The sequence below is a fragment of the Gulosibacter sediminis genome, assembly GCF_030011715.1.
Taxonomy (GTDB): domain Bacteria; phylum Actinomycetota; class Actinomycetes; order Actinomycetales; family Microbacteriaceae; genus Gulosibacter; species Gulosibacter sediminis.
Map to the genome: position 1 here is coordinate 15,000 of NZ_JASCYH010000032.1, position 16,365 is coordinate 31,364.

Annotated in this window: 10 protein-coding genes, 1 tRNA gene and 1 riboswitch; of the genes, 1 reads left to right on the forward strand and 10 read right to left on the reverse strand. The window is 64.1% G+C overall.

Translation table 11 applies throughout. The annotated features are described in order from the left end of the window. Positions 1–381: 381 nt before the first annotated feature. On the reverse strand, positions 382–5,736 hold the full coding sequence (locus QM019_RS09920; RefSeq protein ID WP_282852847.1) for a DUF3320 domain-containing protein: 5,355 nt from the start codon (positions 5,734–5,736) through the stop codon (positions 382–384). A 1,173-nt stretch (positions 5,737–6,909) separates the two neighbouring features. Continuing rightward, a riboswitch (SAM riboswitch) is annotated at positions 6,910–7,022 on the forward strand. Between the two features lie 115 nt (positions 7,023–7,137). Between QM019_RS09920 and QM019_RS09925 the strand changes: the two genes are divergently transcribed. After that, positions 7,138–7,773 carry a hypothetical protein gene (locus QM019_RS09925; protein ID WP_282852849.1) on the forward strand — a complete coding sequence of 212 codons (636 nt, stop codon included), beginning with the start codon at positions 7,138–7,140 and terminating at the stop codon, positions 7,771–7,773. 206 nt (positions 7,774–7,979) lie between these two features. Here the strand turns inward: QM019_RS09925 and QM019_RS09930 are convergent. The 9 genes from QM019_RS09930 to QM019_RS09970 all read right to left on the reverse strand — a co-directional run bounded on the left by QM019_RS09930 (position 7,980) and on the right by QM019_RS09970 (position 15,969). Then, positions 7,980–8,052: transfer RNA gene (locus QM019_RS09930), tRNA-Ala, on the reverse strand. 104 nt (positions 8,053–8,156) lie between these two features. Further along, positions 8,157–8,945 (reverse strand): sulfite exporter TauE/SafE family protein, encoded by a 789-nt coding sequence (locus QM019_RS09935; RefSeq protein WP_282852850.1) that lies wholly within the window; start codon positions 8,943–8,945, stop codon positions 8,157–8,159. Between the two features lie 9 nt (positions 8,946–8,954). Then, the gene (rsfS, locus tag QM019_RS09940) at positions 8,955–9,389 is read right to left on the reverse strand and encodes a ribosome silencing factor (protein WP_282852852.1); all 435 of its coding nucleotides are present in this window, start codon (positions 9,387–9,389) and stop codon (positions 8,955–8,957) included. 23 nt (positions 9,390–9,412) lie between these two features. After that, positions 9,413–10,042, reverse strand: coding sequence for a nicotinate-nucleotide adenylyltransferase (gene nadD / locus QM019_RS09945; RefSeq protein WP_125107131.1), 630 nt, complete (start codon positions 10,040–10,042; stop codon positions 9,413–9,415). 12 nt (positions 10,043–10,054) lie between these two features. Then, positions 10,055–10,390 carry a hypothetical protein gene (locus QM019_RS09950; RefSeq protein ID WP_282828472.1) on the reverse strand — a complete coding sequence of 112 codons (336 nt, stop codon included), beginning with the start codon at positions 10,388–10,390 and terminating at the stop codon, positions 10,055–10,057. Between the two features lie 10 nt (positions 10,391–10,400). Further along, a complete protein-coding gene (gene obgE / locus QM019_RS09955; RefSeq protein ID WP_282852853.1) occupies positions 10,401–11,933 on the reverse strand; it encodes a GTPase ObgE in 1,533 nt (510 codons plus the stop codon). 135 nt (positions 11,934–12,068) lie between these two features. Continuing rightward, positions 12,069–12,326 (reverse strand): 50S ribosomal protein L27, encoded by a 258-nt coding sequence (gene rpmA, locus QM019_RS09960; RefSeq protein ID WP_125107128.1) that lies wholly within the window; start codon positions 12,324–12,326, stop codon positions 12,069–12,071. Positions 12,327–12,346: 20 nt separating this feature from the next. Beyond that, positions 12,347–12,655, reverse strand: coding sequence for a 50S ribosomal protein L21 (rplU, locus tag QM019_RS09965; RefSeq protein WP_125107127.1), 309 nt, complete (start codon positions 12,653–12,655; stop codon positions 12,347–12,349). 194 nt (positions 12,656–12,849) lie between these two features. Next, positions 12,850–15,969 carry an Rne/Rng family ribonuclease gene (locus QM019_RS09970; RefSeq protein WP_282852854.1) on the reverse strand — a complete coding sequence of 1,040 codons (3,120 nt, stop codon included), beginning with the start codon at positions 15,967–15,969 and terminating at the stop codon, positions 12,850–12,852. Positions 15,970–16,365: the final 396 nt, after the last annotated feature.

A 16,365-nucleotide genomic window follows, 5' to 3' on the forward strand; every position in this document is an offset into this window, starting at 1 on the left:
ATCTCCTGCGCTCATGGGCGCGCTAATTGCTGCTTGGGTCGCCGATTTCACGATATCCGGAGCCACCGACACTCGATGGCTCCGACACCAACTGAAGGTCCAATGACCGAGAGGAAAGGCACCTGCGTACCGAACGCCGGAGACTGTCATTAAGTGCACGTTGGCCTGGAGTTTCAGTCGGGACCCCCCCTACTTCTCTTGTGCCACACGTGCGCAGCTATTTGTCGATCGGCTCTTGTGAGGCCAGCGATGGCGTCGAGCCGCCTGCCGCACTGATCGCCCTCGGCACTACCAAGGAATATCTGCCGCAGGTAATCTGCTCGCGGTCCGATTACTCGAGTCTGTACTCCCAGTTCAGGGCGTAGCCGGGCTGCCCACGCTTCAAGGCACCGGAGAGAGCTTGCCGCCTTGGTCCACGACCCGGCCGCTTGCGATGGCTCGGTCGATCGCCTCGTTCAGGCGCGCATCGAGAATCGAGCCATTCCTATTCCAACCGTAGAGCCTCGCGATCTGCACCGCGACCTCCGGGCGGGGCGCTCCACCAACATCCAGGACAAGCTGCTCGACTGCCTTCGAGAATTCGTCGATGTGGACCTGCTGTGGTTTGCGCCCATTCTCGTTGCTCCGGACCTTAGTGACTGGTCTGCCCGAGACATCGATGAAGTCATCGTTGCGCACAACGTCGGCTATCTCAATCGCCAAGTCGATGTTCTCCTTCATCCGCTGGGAGATCCTACCGATGTTCCACCATTGCCTGATCCGTTCGAAAACCAGGTCCATGTGAACGGGTCCTTCGGCCCTTGCGAGGCTAGAAATGGGCTCGATCAAATAGTGATAACTGCCGCGTTCGCCCGGGTCAACCCAGGACGGTAGATACTGCGTTGCCGACTTCTTGTATGGGACAACCCAACCGTAGGACGCTTCTGTCGGCGCTGGCACCGTCTCCACGTCCGGGCGCACCAACTTTGGATGGCTCCGCCTCATCGCGGAGGTTTTGCCTGCGATGGCCTCCTCAATTGCGGTCCGGAGACGCTGTTCCTCGGTGGCCCGATCCCGATACCAGGACGTGCCCCAGATCCGGTGCAGTGTCCAGCCCAATCCTTCGAGCACCTGGTCGCGCAATCGGTCTCGATCTCGTGCAGTCGGCGAAGAATGGTACTGGTACCCATCGCACTCGACACCGATCGCGAATACGCCGGGCTTCGCGGGATGACGTACGGCGAGGTCAATGCGAAATCCTGCAGCGCCAACCTGGGGCTCAACGTTGTAGCCCCAGGCCTCGATCGTGCGAATAACCGACTCCTCGAAAGGCGACTCCGGCATGAGCCCCGTTGCTGCAGACTGCGTCCCGAGCACCTCGATGCCGCGCTTCGCGAAGTCGAGGTAGGCCCGCAGCGCCTCGACATTTTCGTTCTGCGAAGCTGGGATGTCGTGTGCCTCCATCGAGGACACGACTTCGATACGCTGCCTAGCGCGAGTGATGCCGACGTTCAATCGCCGCCAACCCTTTTCCTTGTTGAGGACTCCAAAGTTCGTCGAAATTTTCCCTGCTTCATCGGGACCGTAGCCTACCGAGAACAGGATCACGTCCCGTTCGTCGCCCTGCACCGACTCAAGCGAGCGAACGAAGAAGCCGTCGAGGCGGTCACTCCTGTCGAAGTGCTCATCGAGGTCGCGGTTGGAATCCCTGAGCTCGTCGACGGCCGCGGTCACCGCCGCTGCTTGTGCCACGGAGAACGTGACCACGCCTAGCGAGGCTCCTGGCCTGGTCCTGTAGTGGTGGATAACCCGCTCGGCCACGACCTTGGCCTCGCGCGGGTTGTCCCGGCCGCCTCCTCTCCTGTAGAGGCCGTCTGCCAGGAAAAACTCGACGCCGACGTCCGGTCCGTCCTCCTGCGCCGAGGGGTAAGTGACCAGCTTTCCTTCGTAGAAGCGGTAATTCGAGAACGCGATAAGGGCCTCGTGGCGGGACCGGTAGTGCCAGCGCAGCCCGAGGTTCCGGAACGCGCCGGCCGACTTGGCAAGCTCCAGAATCGATTGGAAGTCCTGCACGTCGGAGTCAAGCTCCGCATCTTCGTCGGTCTCAGTGGCGCGTGCAAAGAACGATGTCGGAGGCAACTGCTTGTCATCTCCTGCGAGGATGAACGCACGTCCGCGATAGATGCAGTTGATTGAGTCGCCAGGCGTGACCTGCGACGCCTCATCGAAGATGACCACGTCGAACTTCATGTCGGACGGCAGGTACTGCGATACCGCGAGCGGCGACATCATGAAGACCGGCTTGATCGCCTGGACTGCGCTCCTTGCCTGCGAGATTAGGGACTTCACCGACATGTGCCTGCGCTGCTTCATCCCCTCCCTGCGTAGCAAAGCGGGTTCTCCCAGCGATGTGTTGCCCGGACGGCGTGTGTTCGCGGCCCGGATAATATCGCGGGTAGCGGCCGCGATGACTTCGAGATCCAGTGCTTTGAACTCGTCGACGAGCGCGCGCCGATCTGTCGCCAGGACTGGGTGCAGCCGCTCGTCGTTCTTAATCTGTGCGTCAGCCCATGCCCTGAGGAGCGCGCGCTCCACAACCTGAGGCACTTCCGATGCGGGGACCCGCATCTCAATGCAGAACTCGATGGTCGAATCGAGATCGTGCGTCCTCAAATACTCGCGGATCTCCGTGTAGTCGAACCACTCTTGCTGCCCCACCGTGTCAGAGCCAAGCTCCTCTATGAGGCTCGCGGCGCCGTCGAACTCTGCGCACTCGTCAAGGAGCTCCGCCGTGCGCGAAGGCGCAAACGCTCCGATTACTGCGTCGCGGTCGACCTCCCACTTCGCGAGCGCCGCGGGCAAAGCCGAAACAGGGGTCGACGAAGCCAATGCTGTCTGCTGCTCGGGCGTCAGCGCACCACCCGTCAGTGCCTCGCTTCGGACACGCTTCGCCCACGAGATCGCCGAATCGATATGGTCGAGTTGCGTCGCGGATCCTTGGAACAGCGCCCCGAAGCGCTCCTCAAACTCCGATCCGCGGGTGTCCAGAGCCGCCGCGGCCGCGCGCGCCTCATCGCAAGAGCGTTGGATCGTGGCTGAATCGTCGACCGTATGGTCACGCCCGGTCACCGCGTTTACTGCTTCGACCACTGACAGTGCATCCGCGACGGGTCCCGCGTGCGCCTCGATCCAATCCAGCGATGTCTGTATCGGCTCCATGAGCAGCTCCTGTCGACCAACGAGGGCGGGAGCGGGTGCGAGCGAGCTCCGCCAATCACCGAGCGCCGCGGCTGCCTCCGCAGCCATCTGCTGGTGCGCAGGCTCGGCGAGTGCAGCAGTGAAATACTGCACTGTTTGTGGTTGCACGGCCCCTCCTGACAGGACGATCACCTCCTCTGCGACCACGAACAATTGGTCGAGGACCGCCCAGTTGGTACCTCTGCCCTGCCAGTACCTGCCGAGCGATTGCGAATGCACGACACCGGCTCCCTCGAAAGACTCGCTCGCGTCCGACCACGCGATCGCCTCGGAGAGACGGGAGATGCCGGACTTCACTTGGGATGCGTCCGCCAGGAGCGTCGCCACTGTCTTCTTGTCGGTGCGATATGTCCGCGAGAGTTTGCGCAACCCGGTGTGCAGGTTGCTGAACCTGTCCTGGAGCTCACGCAGCGGGGCGCTGAGCGCCTCCGCCCGGTAGAGCGACTGCGCGCGCTCCTCCGCTTTGTCGAGCTCTATCGCCTTCATGCGGACCTCCGCAGCAGCGTTCCGCGCTGCTTGGAGTCCCGCAGGTGTCAACCAAGTCGGCTCCAGCACGGCTCCGGATGCCCGCAGGTCGACCATTCGCACCACTCGGTCCGCGTCCGAATACGAAATCGGCTCAGGGAGGCCCGCCGCCCGCGCGAGGCCGTGCAGCGAGGCCATGGCCGATGTCAACCCCGCGGCGTGGTGGGCCAGGTATGCGCCTGCGACGCGTAGCTGCTCAGCGTTCTGGGGGCCAAGGTCGATGCCGCCCGCAACATTCGGCTGAACGACGTCGGATGACACCCCTGGGGAGAACGAGGTGAACGGCACCCCACCCAGTGCCTCTACTATGGCGGCCTTCCCTCTGTAGTCCTCTACCAGCACCCCTAGTTGTGACCGGCTCTCCTCAATCGGTGTCAGGTCGGCCGCGGCCAGCCAGCGTTCGTCAGCTGAGTCCGGGCGTTCGGAGTGCTGCAGATTCAAGAGCTCGATTAGTCGGTGCGCTTGGTCAGGGCGATCGATACCGAAAGACCGGACCAGCTCGGAGTTGACCTGCATCATGCCGCGGAGCTCTCGAAGAGCGCGGTCAGCAGCCCACAGGCGCGCCTCGAGCGAGGTTTCGTCGACGACTTCCCTCCACAGAAACGACTTGCCCTGGGCGGCGGGTCTCCAGTTCCGTTCTAACCTGCGGAGCGCTGCGTAGATGCCAGAAAGCCCGTCCTGGTCGAGCCCTAACGGCGAGCGTTCCGGTATCGGAGCGGCAGGTACGTCGACGAGGCCCGCGAGGAGTCCGAGGACGTCGTGAAGCGACAGCCCGAGCGGTGACCGGATTTCATTCATCGCCGACGCATAGGCGTTCAGCTTCATGCGCTTATCGACCAGTGCGGCGCGCGACTTCGCCGATATTCCACGAGGCGGTTTCGTCACATTCTCGAGCGTCTGAAGAAGCTCGACGGCGACCTCGCGTCTGTTCACTTTGTGCGAATGGAGCTCTAGCAGGTAGCTTCCGAGCCCAGCATCCGTCAACCTGTTCCGTACGACATCGAGCGCTGCAATCTTCTCGGATACGAAGAGCACGGACTTGCCCGAGTGCATCAGCGCGCCGATCATGTTCGCGATCGTCTGAGACTTTCCCGTTCCAGGAGGCCCGTCCATGACGAAGCTACGACCAGCAAGGGCAGCTGCCACCGCCGCGCGCTGCGAAGAGTCCGCGTCGAGGACGAATGGTGTCGACTCCGGCGGAGCAGCGTCGTCGATGGTGGCAGGATCGATGGGTTCGAACTGGAACTCTTCGGTCTGGCTCGTCGGGTCTCCGTTGGCGAGTGCACGCACGATCGGGTGATCTGAGATGGCCTCCTCGTTGTCGAGCAGGTCCTTGTACATCGCTTCCTTGGTGAAGGAGAAGGTTGCGAGGTGCGCCTCCGCCCGAATCTCCCAGTCTTTGAGGTCGGGAGCAGCCGACAGCCTCTTCCTGAACAGCTCGAGGATCTCCGAAATCTGCAGATCCTCGATGTCATCGAGCACCGGCCAGGCGACCCCGAATTCAGCCAGTCTGAGTGGCAGGGCCGAGTTGAGCACGGGGTCGTCCTCGCTGCCCACGAGCTTTGGTGTCGCCCGCGGCCCCTCTGGCAAGAGCTCGACAGGGACGAGGTACAGCGGGCTCGCCATGTCCGACCCGTCGACGTCCTTCCATCGGAGCATGCCAAACGCGATGTAGAGGACCGAGAGTCCGCGGTCAATGAACTCCTGGTTCGCTTTGCGCATCAAGGTGCGAGCGATCGTACCTATGTCATTCTCTGGCCGGGGGACGTGGACCATGTTGCGCCCGCGCGGCGGTTTGACTAGGTACTCCTCGCCATCTTCGCCCACCTCGACCCTGTCGCCCTGCAACACGAGCGGATTCCCAGAGGCGACGAGCCCCTGCAGCACATCGAGTTCCGGGGCGTCGAAGGTGAGCGAAGACCGCTTCGGCGGGTTGAACTTGATTAGTCGGCTCCGGCGGTCGAGCCCGATCAAGCTCTCTCTCCACACTTTCAGCGCATCTCGCGTGGCTCGCTTCCCTGTCACTGATCACCCTCGAATCCCGTGCTGCTGTTCGCTTGCCCGGAATTCCCGGGTAGTCACATACCGGTCACTTTAGTAGAGATTTATGGCGCGTCTCGCCGTTAAAAGTCTATGAGGAGATAGGGCAACACGACCTGGTGACCTCGAGAGAACGTCCCGAACGGCCAAGCGCGTCCGTCACACCTTCGGCCTAGCCATGAAGAAAGATGCAGTGCCGCAACAAAAGCTAACGAAAATGCCAATCAACTTGTGGCTCGACGTATCAGCATAGAGTTACGTGAAGGCCACACCCGTATCTTTGATACTTTATCCGTTGGAAAGCTCGGCAGAGATTCACAGTGATTGCGGAGCGAAGTCCGTTCAGTTCGCCCGCCCACGCACACCGCCGTCTCGAGTCGCAACATAGCTTTCGAACCCGCCGTGGTTTGGGTGTTCCGCTCTGGGTTCCACTCTGGCCCTATGGCGCGCCGAGTTTTCTTCCCCTTGGACGGAAGAGATTGGAGTTTTCAAGGGACGAACCGCATACCGCGGGCGCCCACCGCACTCACCGCGGTTTCGCAATCATGTGCTCGCGTTTGTACACGAGCGCCGCCGCACAGGAGAGTCAGCTGGATAGATCGGGATCGTGTCAGCGACTTTCGATCGCAGGAACCAGCCTGCGCGGGTCGGCTGGCCCCCGCGAGCAGTATTTGAATCATGGGCTTCGCACGACGGCCGAGGACCTAGTCGACCTGAACTTCGCCGCGACCGTTCCGAACTACCTGTGTCGCACGGAAATCACCAAAGACCTCACAACCAACCTGTTTGAACACGAGATCGTCGGAATAGCCACTATCGGCGACGTATTGGAGTTCACCGAGACCGGCGACCGCCTCGAATCAGTCGTCCCTTGAGCTACTGGTCTCAAGGCCACCAATCGCTTCTCTCATGAAATCAGTACCAAAGTTAAATTTCCAAGCTCCCTTTGGGCCCTCGGTGATATGAGTCAACACTTGCTGCATCAAAGGCAGATGTTTCGGCCCACTACGCACAGTTCGATGCCTGCACTGGCCAACATGCAGGGTTCCGTTGGCGCATCCGATTGCCCAGACCGAATGTCCTACGTCCGTGATACGGTCTCAACAGGTTCAAGAGTTGCAGCTTTCAGTACCTGGCTGGCTGCACGGCAACCCCCTCCATCGAGCGGGGTGCCCCAGGGGAAGAACCGGCATGAGCAACCGTTCATGCAAGTCGATGGATACCCACGTGCGTGCACGCTGGGATCCGGTAAGGAACATTCCCGTGTCTGATTACCGAGTTGGCCCCTGTGCCGACGAAACTCATAACCCCGACCCTTCAGAAGGTTGGGGCGACGTGCCTGAGGCTGATCGACCTCTGTGGTCTCGCTACATGATTGACTATTGCCCTTCGTTCCCTGGCGGGATGTTGATGAGTGCGATCGACAACAGCGTCAAAGACATCACCACCCGTATCCCGCAAGTTTGGAAACAGACAGCCGCAGAACTGCACAGCGCCGGGTTCACTCCGCTTCGTTACTACCTGCTCGCTGAATTGTTGGCGGATCTGCGGGAACGCAACAAACTCAACCAAGCAGCCCACGGTCGCCTTTTCAGGCAGTGGTTCAAGGATCCAGTGCCTGCTTTTCAACTCAGAGCGGATGCCTGGAAGCCCTGGCTCGAGCGATTGAACCGAGCAGAATCACCCAGCCGAGCGCTTGACTACGTGCTCCATGATGCGGATGTGCCGCGGCTCGGCAGGCGGCGAACGAACCAACGGCATCGACTGAGCGGGCCGCGCTACTCGCAGTCCTCCCCCATCTTGGATACGGGCGCGAACCCCGGAACGTCTATCTCGAAGTACACCGAGCTGCGCGAGCGGAACCGCCTGCTCGAGCAAGAGAACGAGGCACTCCGACGGGCGGCAGGTGATGTCACGCAGGCACATCGGCCCGGCAGTGAGTTAACCGATCGTGATTGCGCCCGCCGCTGACGGGAGCTTCCTGGTGGTGTCGCGCCGAGTGTTAAAGCCCGGCTTCTAACGCTTGGGTGAGCCCTGTTCGAAATAACGTTGGGGTCGGACGCAACGGATGCATCCGGCCCCAACGTGTACCGGTCAAGATGCCAACCGACTCCACAAATGAATCAAACCCCTGCTCGCACTAACGCGAATCAGGGGTTCGATTCTGGAAAATTTTGTGGACCTAAGGGGATTCGAACCCCTGACCCCCTGCATGCCATGCAGGTGCGCTACCAGCTGCGCCATAGGCCCAATTTGGGGCTTCCCGCTGGGGAAGCAACTCAACGACTATAGCCCAGATCTGAACGCGTGCGCAAGTTGAGCGCGCCGCGCGAGGCCAGCCCCGGGCATCCGCCCTACTTCTTCGACTGCGAGCGCACGTCCCAGATCATGCGAATCGCGACGAGCACGAGGAACACCGAGAACGTCACGTTCGCGGCAAACGGCGACAACACGGTCGAGAGCCACACGCTGAACGGCGTCACGACGCCCGCGGCCAAGCCGAGCGTCAACGCCCCAACCGTGTCGACGTTGCGGTGGCGGATGTTCGCCACGGTGCCCGACAACCCGGTCGCGATGATCATGAGCAGCGACGTGCCCTTCGCAACGAGGTCGCTCGCGCCGAACAGCACGACGAGCGCGGGCACGACGATCACTCCACCGCCGATGCCAAGCAGACCGCCGGCGATGCCGGCCACGAGGCCGACCACGACGATGAGTGCGCCATTGAGCAGGTCGACGTGCACCTCGGCGTCGCGCGACGGCACAACCAAGAACAGCGTGACGATGACGATCACCAAGAAGCAGATGAAGGCGATCTGCACGATGCGCTTCTCGAGTCGTTTCAGCAGCCACGCGCCGATCGGCGCGCCGACGATCGACCCGACCGCGAGCAACAGCGCGAGCAGATAGTCGACGTCGCCGCGCAGGCCGTAGCTCACGACACCGACGACGGCCGGAATCACGATCGCGAGCAGCGAGGTGCCCGACGCGACCTTGTGGTCATAGGCGAGCAGATACACGAGCGCCGGCACGATGATGATGCCGCCGCCCACGCCGAACAGGCCCGAGGCGATGCCGACGGCCACGCCGACGAGAATGAGGCCGAGCCAGTTCCGCTTCGCGGGAAGTGAGGGTATCGTCACCCTGCGATGCTACTCCGGCGCCTGGTCGGCGTCGGGCTCGTCTTCGGCCTCGGATGCGCTTGCCGCGGCAGCCTCGGCGGCCTCCACCAGCCCGAGCGGCACGATCGGCGCATCCCGCCAGAGACGCTCGAGCGAGTAGTACTCACGCTCTTCCTCGTGGAACACGTGCACGACGAGGTCGCCGAAGTCGAGCAGCACCCAGCGGCCGAGCTCGGTGCCCTCCTTGCGCAGCGACTTCACGCCGAAGTCCTCGCGCAGCTTGTCTTCGATCTCTTCGGCGATCGAGAGCACCATGCGCTCGTTGCGGCCGGAAGCGACGAGAAACACGTCGGCGTACGGCAGCGTCTCGCTCACGTCGAGGCCGATCTGCTCGGTGGCCTGACGCTCGTCGGCGGCCAGCGCGGCCGCCTTGGTCAATGCGATGGCGTTCTCAGAAGCGGTCATAGATCAAGGCTCCAACCCTGCAGCTAAATGCTGCGCTGTTCATCCGGCCGATAGAGCCGGTTCTTGGTGATGTATTGCACGATGCCGTCCGGCACGAGGTACCAGACCTGGGCGCCGGCGCGCACGCGGGCGCGGCAGTCGGTCGACGAAATGGCGAGCGCGGGAATCTCGAGCACCGAGACGTTCTCGAGCGACAGGCCCGCGAGGTCGAGCTCGTGGCCGGGTCGCGTGACGGCGACGAAGTGCGCGAGCGCGAACATCTCGTCGGCGTCTTTCCACTCGAGAATCTGCGTCACGGCGTCGGCACCCGTGATGAAGAAGAGCTCGGCCTCGGGCATGAGGCGGTGAAAGTCGCGCAGCGTGTCGATGGTGTAGGTCGGCCCCGGGCGGTCGATGTCGACGCGGCTCGTCTTGAAGCGCGGGTTCGACGCGGTCGCGATCACCGTCATGAGGTAACGATGCTCGGCCGGCGAGACGCCGTCTTTCATGTACGGGTTGCCCGTCGGAACGAAGAACACCTCATCGAGGTCGAAGTGCTGCGCAACTTCGCTGCCCGCGACGAGGTGACCGTGGTGAATCGGATCGAAGGTGCCACCCATAATGCCGACGCGATGTCGTCGGCGCTGGGCGGGCTCGAATTCGTTCGGCGTCACGCCAGTGATTCGCTAGTGATCTTGGTGCCGCTGTGCAGCACGCTGCTCACCCTGCGAGCGGCCGATCTGGTCGCGGATGAGTGCGTCTTCGTGGCCAGGCACAGCCCGCGCACCCTCGTGGGCGCCTTCGGCAATCGGATGACCCGGGTGACCGATGGGCTCATACACATAGACCGTCGGGTTCTCGGGGTGGCTCGCGGCCATGTTGCGGAACGAGAACGCCACAAGGGCGCAGACCAGCAGAATCACGAGGGCGATGATGCCGAACACGATCGGGGGAAACCACGTCTCGCCCGGGTGGACGATCATTTCACCGGCCGACTGGATGACTGCGGGAAGCTCGAACATACCCACCATCCTAGCGCGAGTTCTCAGCCGATTCGGCCGCTTCGTCGTCGCCGTTCCAGATGCCAGCCTTGCGTTCGTCCTCAAGCTGCTCGCGGGCGGCCGACTTGGCGTCCATCCAGCGGTAGTAGTCCTCGCGGCGCTCCTTCGTGGTGCGACGCGTGCGCTCTTCGAAGCGGATGTCCGAGCCGCGCGCCGTCATCACCTCGGCGGCCGACGAAAGTGTCGGCTCCCAGTCGAAGATCATGCCGTCGCCAGGGCCAATCACCACGGTCGACCCGGCCTGCGCGCCCTTCGCGACAAGGGCATCCTCGAGACCGAGCTTCGCGAGGCGATCGGCGAGGTAGCCGACGGCCTCGTCGTTCGCGAAATCGGTCTGCGCCACCCAGCGCTCGGGCTTGCGGCCGAGGATGCGGTATATGTCGCCCCAGGTGCCACCCTCGACCCGGATCGTGTAGTCCTTCTCGTCGACTGCCTTCGGTCGAATGACGATGCGTTCGCGCTGGTCGTTCTGCTCGGCACGCGCGGCGCGAGCCTGCTCGACGATGTCGCCGAGCGCGAAGCCGAGTTCGCGCAGGCCCTCGTGCGAAACGGTCGACACGAGAAACACCTTGTAGCCGCGCGCCTCGAGATCGGGACGGATGAACTCGGCCAGCTCGCGCGCATCCGGCACGTCGATCTTGTTCAGCGCGACGATGGCGGGCCGCTGCGTGAGCGGCGTCTGCCCCTCGGGCACCTCGTAGGCGTCGAGCTCGGCAAGGATGATGTCGAGGTCACTGAGCGGGTCGCGGCCCGGCTCGAGTGTGGCGCAGTCGAGCACGTGCAGCAGCGCCTCGCAGCGCTCGACGTGGCGGAGGAACTCGAGCCCGAGGCCACGGCCCTCGCTCGCGCCCTCGATGAGGCCCGGCACATCGGCCATCGTGAAGCGGCTGTTGCCGGTCTCGATGACGCCGAGGTTCGGGTGCAGCGTGGTAAACGGGTAGTCGGCAATCTTCGGCTTCGCGGCGCTCATCGCGGCGATGAGTGAGCTCTTGCCGGCGCTCGGGTACCCCACGAGCGCGACGTCGGCGACGGTCTTGAGCTCGAGCACGAGCTCGGTGGTCTCGCCCGGCGTGCCGAGCAGCGCGAAGCCCGGGGCCTTGCGCTTCGAGTTCGCGAGCGAGTTGTTGCCGAGGCCACCGAGGCCGCCCTCGGCCGCGACCAGGCGCATCCCAGGCGTGTCGAGGTCGACGATCACCTCGCCGTCGGTGTCGCGCACGACGGTGCCAACGGGCACGGGCAACTCGAGATCGCCGCCCTTCGTGCCGTTGCGGTAGTCGCCCATGCCGAAGCCGCCCGAGTCGCTGCGCTGGTGCGGCGTGTGGTGGTAGGTGAGCAGCGTGGTCACATCGGGGTCGGCGACGAGCACGATGTCGCCACCGTCACCGCCATTGCCGCCGTCAGGGCCAGCGAGCGGCTTGAACTTTTCGCGGCGAATCGACATGCAGCCATTGCCGCCGTCGCCAGCGCGCAGGTACAGACGTACCTCATCGACGAACGTTGCCATGAATGCTCCTTCGTTCCCGTTCCATTGTGCCGCCCCGCGTGGCGCCCGTGTTCAGGCCACGTGCGGCAATGAAAAAAGGGGCGGAGAGTGTCCGCCCCTTTTTCAAAGTGTGCCGGTTTGCCGGCTCACAGCGCCCTATTCGGCTGCTGCGACGATGTTCACGACCTTGCGCATGCCCTTGGCGCCGAACTCGACCTTGCCGCCCGCGAGAGCGAACAGGGTGTCGTCGCCACCACGGCCGACGTTGACGCCGGGGTGGAACTTGGTGCCGCGCTGGCGGACGAGGATCTCACCGGCGTTGACTTCCTGACCAGCGAAGCGCTTCACACCGAGACGCTGAGCGTTGGAGTCGCGGCCGTTCTTGGACGAGCTTGCGCCCTTCTTGTGTGCCATTTCAGTATGCTCCTGACGACTTACTTAATGTCGGTGATCTTGACCGTGGTGAGCTCCTGGCGGTGGCCCTGGCGCTTCTTGTAACCGGTCTTGTTCTTGTACTTCATGATGCGGATCTTCGGGCCGCGGAGGTTTTCAACAACCTCGGCCGAGACCGTCACCTTTGCGAGCTTGTCAGCGTCGCTGGTGATGTTGTCACCGTCGACGAGCAGCACGGCGGGAAGAACAACCTTGCCCTTGTCGTCTGCGACGACGCGGTTCATCGTAACGATCGAGCCAACCTCGACCTTTTCCTGCCGGCCACCGGCGCGCACTACTGCGAATACCACTTCAGCTACCTTTTCTTTGTGCTCGGCGACCGAAGTCGCTTCGCGAACGATTTGCGTGACGTGCCGGTGCACGTACCCTGACGCTCTCACTGCGCGGCCGACGCCGCGTCGCTCGAAGAGCGTGCAACAGCGACCTACTTTAGTCGATTCTTCGGGTGAGCGTCAACCCTCGGAGTCGACCCGCTCGCGGGGAATTACTCCCCCGCGATCGGGCCCGTCGTGATGCGCCGACGGCGCTTCGGCGAGCTGGTCTTCGGGGCCTCGGCGGCCGGGGCCGACTCGGCGTTGGCCTGCGGGGCGGCCTGAGGCTGCTCCTTGGGCTGGCTCTGTGTGGCGGGCTCGCTCGGCTCGGCGCTGGTGCCCGCGAGCGAGTCGAGGGCAGCATCGAGGGATGCGAGGCTCAGCGACCCGTCGGCCAGCGGCTCGGCCTTCGGTGCCGGCTCCTTGGCCTCGGGCAGCTCAATCGAGCGCGCCGACTCGCGGCGCGCCTCGTTGTTTGAGGCGTCGGCCGTCACCGTGCCCGTGCTCACGCGGCGGCGACGGGGCTTGGATGCGCGGGGCGCCTCCTCGGCCTTCGTCGCGTCCTGGGCGGGCTGGGTCGTGGTGGCGGCGGCGCGGTCGCTGGACGAGCGGTTGCTGGCGTTGCGATCGTTTGCCGAACGGTCGCTGGAGTTGCGGTCGCTGGTGCTGCGATCGCCGGCCGACGCATCCTGCTGTCCCGGATCGCGGCTGTCACGGGCATCCCGCTGGTCCTCGGCCTGCTCGGAGCTCGAGTTCTGCGGCTCGTCGCCCTGCTGTTCGGCATTACGGTTGCGACCGCGGCCGCCGCGGCGCGAGCGCCGCGAACGACGGCCCTCACCGTTCGAGTCGTTGTCGTTTGACGAGTCGCCTCCGGCCGCGAGCACATCGGCAGCGGGCTTGCCCGACGCTGCCGCGGCAGCCGCATCCGCGAGTTTCTCAGCCGCCTCGCGCACCGCCTCGTCGTCCTTCGCCGACACCATGGTCGACGCGGCGATCTTCGTCAGCGCATTGCGGGCGTCATCGGTGATCTCGTGGGTGCCGCCGCCGTTCGAACCGCTCTGCGTCTGGTTCTGGTTCTGGTTCTGGTTTTGGCCCTGGTTTTGGTTGCGACCGTTGTCGTTCTGGCCCTTGTTGTTGCCACGGCGCGACTGCGAGCGGCCCTTCGACTGGTTGCTGTTGCCGCCGCCGTGGTTGACCGGGTGCGAGTGCACGACGACGCCGCGGCCGGCGCAGGCAGCACAGGGCTCCGAGAAGGTCTCGAGCAGGCCAAGACCGATCTTCTTGCGGGTCATCTGCACGAGGCCGAGGCTCGTGACCTCGGCGACCTGGTGCTTCGTGCGGTCACGCGAGAGACCCTCGACGAGGCGGCGGTGGACGAGGTCGCGGTTCGTCTCGAGCACCATGTCGATGAAGTCGATGACGATGATGCCGCCGATGTCGCGCAGGCGCAGCTGGCGAATGATCTCTTCGGCCGCCTCGAGGTTGTTCTTCGTGACGGTCTCTTCGAGGTTGCCACCCGAGCCGACGAACTTGCCGGTGTTGACGTCGATGACCGTCATCGCCTCGGTGCGGTCGATGACGAGCGAACCACCCGACGGCAGCCAGACCTTGCGGCTGAGCGCCTTGTCGATCATGTCGTTGACCTTGTACTCAACGAAGATGTCGTCGCCGGTGTACTTCTCGACGCGCTCGAGCAGGTCGGGGGCGACCTGACCGAGGTAGGTCTTGATCGTCTCGAGCTCGGAGTTGCCCTGGATGATCAGCTGGTGGAAGTCCTCGTTGAAGACGTCGCGGATGATCTTGATGAGCATGTCGGGCTCGGCGTGGAGCGTCTTCGGGCCCTTGCCTGCCGAGGCGACCTGCTTCTGGATGTCTTCCCACTGGCGCGTGAGGCGCTCAACGTCGCGCTGCAGCTGCTCCTCGGTCGCGCCCTCGGCGGCGGTGCGCACGATGACGCCAACGCCGTCCGGCAGCACCTCCTTGAGGATCTTCTTGAGGCGCGTGCGCTCGGTCTCGGGCAGCTTGCGGCTGATGCCGTTGAGCGTGTTGCCGGGCACGTACACGAGGTAGCGGCCGGGCAGCGAGATCTGGCTGGTCAGGCGGGCACCCTTGTGTCCGACAGGGTCTTTCGTGACCTGCACGAGCACCTTGTCGCCCGGCTTGAGGGCATTCTCGATCTTGCGGGCCGTATTCGGGCCGAGCTTCGCGGCGCTCCAGTCAACCTCGCCCGAGTAGAGCACGGCGTTGCGGGCCTCGCCGATGTCGACAAACGCGGCCTCCATGCTCGGCAACACGTTCTGCACGCGGCCGAGGTAGACGTTGCCAATGAGCGAGACGTCTTCGTTGCGGGCAACGTAGTGCTCGACCAGGATGTTGTCCTCGAGCACGCCGATCTGCACGCGACCGTCCTTGGCGCGCACGAGCATCTTGCGGTCGACCGACTCGCGGCGGGCCTGGAATTCGCTCTCGGTGACGACGGTGCGGCGGCGGCCGAGCTCGCGGCTTTCGCGGCGGCGGGCGCGCTTCGCGGCGAGGCGCGTCGAGCCCTTAACGGCCTGCGGCTCGTCGATGACCTCGGCGTCGGTGTCGTCGTCAAAGTCGCTCGAGTCGCGGCCAGAGTCGCGGCTGCGGTCGCGGTCGCGGTCACGCTCGCGGCGCTGGGGTTCGCGCTGCTCGCGCTCCTGCTCGTCACCGCGGCGGCCGCGGCGCGAGGTGCGGCGGCGGTTGTTGCTGTTGCTCTCGTTGTCGTCGCCGTCCTCGTCGTTCGCGTCGTCGCGCTGCTGCGGCTCGCGCGGCTCGTTGCGGCTGCTGCGGGGGGCCTCGGGCAGCGGCGGCAAGTCGGGCGCAAGGAAGAAGAGGGTGCGCTGCGTGATGACCTCGGGAATGCGCGGGTGGCGCTCGTCCTCTGGCTTCGCGTCGTCGGTCTTCGCGGCGTCGTCAGCCTTGTCGGTGTCGTCGGCCTTCGCGCTGTCGTCGGCAACTGCCGCCGCGTCGTCACTCTCTGCGACGTCAGCCTTTGCAGGGTCTGTGCTGTCGGCGCTGCTGGCCTCAGTCGAGTCGGCGGCCTCGGTCGCCGCCGCGTCGGCGTCGCCCTTGGCGTCGTCCGAAGTCACGTCGGCGGCAGTTCCGCCCTCGTTTGACTCGGCGTCGGCCGCGGGCTGCGACTCTGTGTCGGTCGATGCCGCGTCGACAGCATCGCTCGTCGCCTCAGCCTGCGGCTGAGCGGCGTCGTCGATCTGGTTCGCTTCGTCGTTGGAGTTATTGGAATCGTTGTTGTGGTTGTCCACCGTCACTGGGGTGCTCCTGCTGTCGCCGACCAGTCGCTGGCGCGATTCCTGGTCGAAACTGTGTCTTGGCCGCGGTCAGCCCGCGGGAAATCTGTCGTCGTGGGTACGGCGTGCCGCTGGTGCGGCGGGAGCGGTTGCTCCGAAAGTCTCAGTACGCTTTCGCGCACTCTGACAGTATCGCACGGTGCGGCTCCGACCTGCTCAGTCAGTGACCCCGAACGCGCCACTTTGCCGGTACCTATTTGTACGGCTACGGCAGGACTGCTGCACGCACAGACCTATGCCAAATAGGGTGACGTAATCGGGTCGATTTCAACGCGGAACGCGGAGGTTCCCGCGCAAAACACGGACGAACGGCGAGATTTTGGGGGTGTGAACGGGCTGAGCCCGTTCACCCCCCCA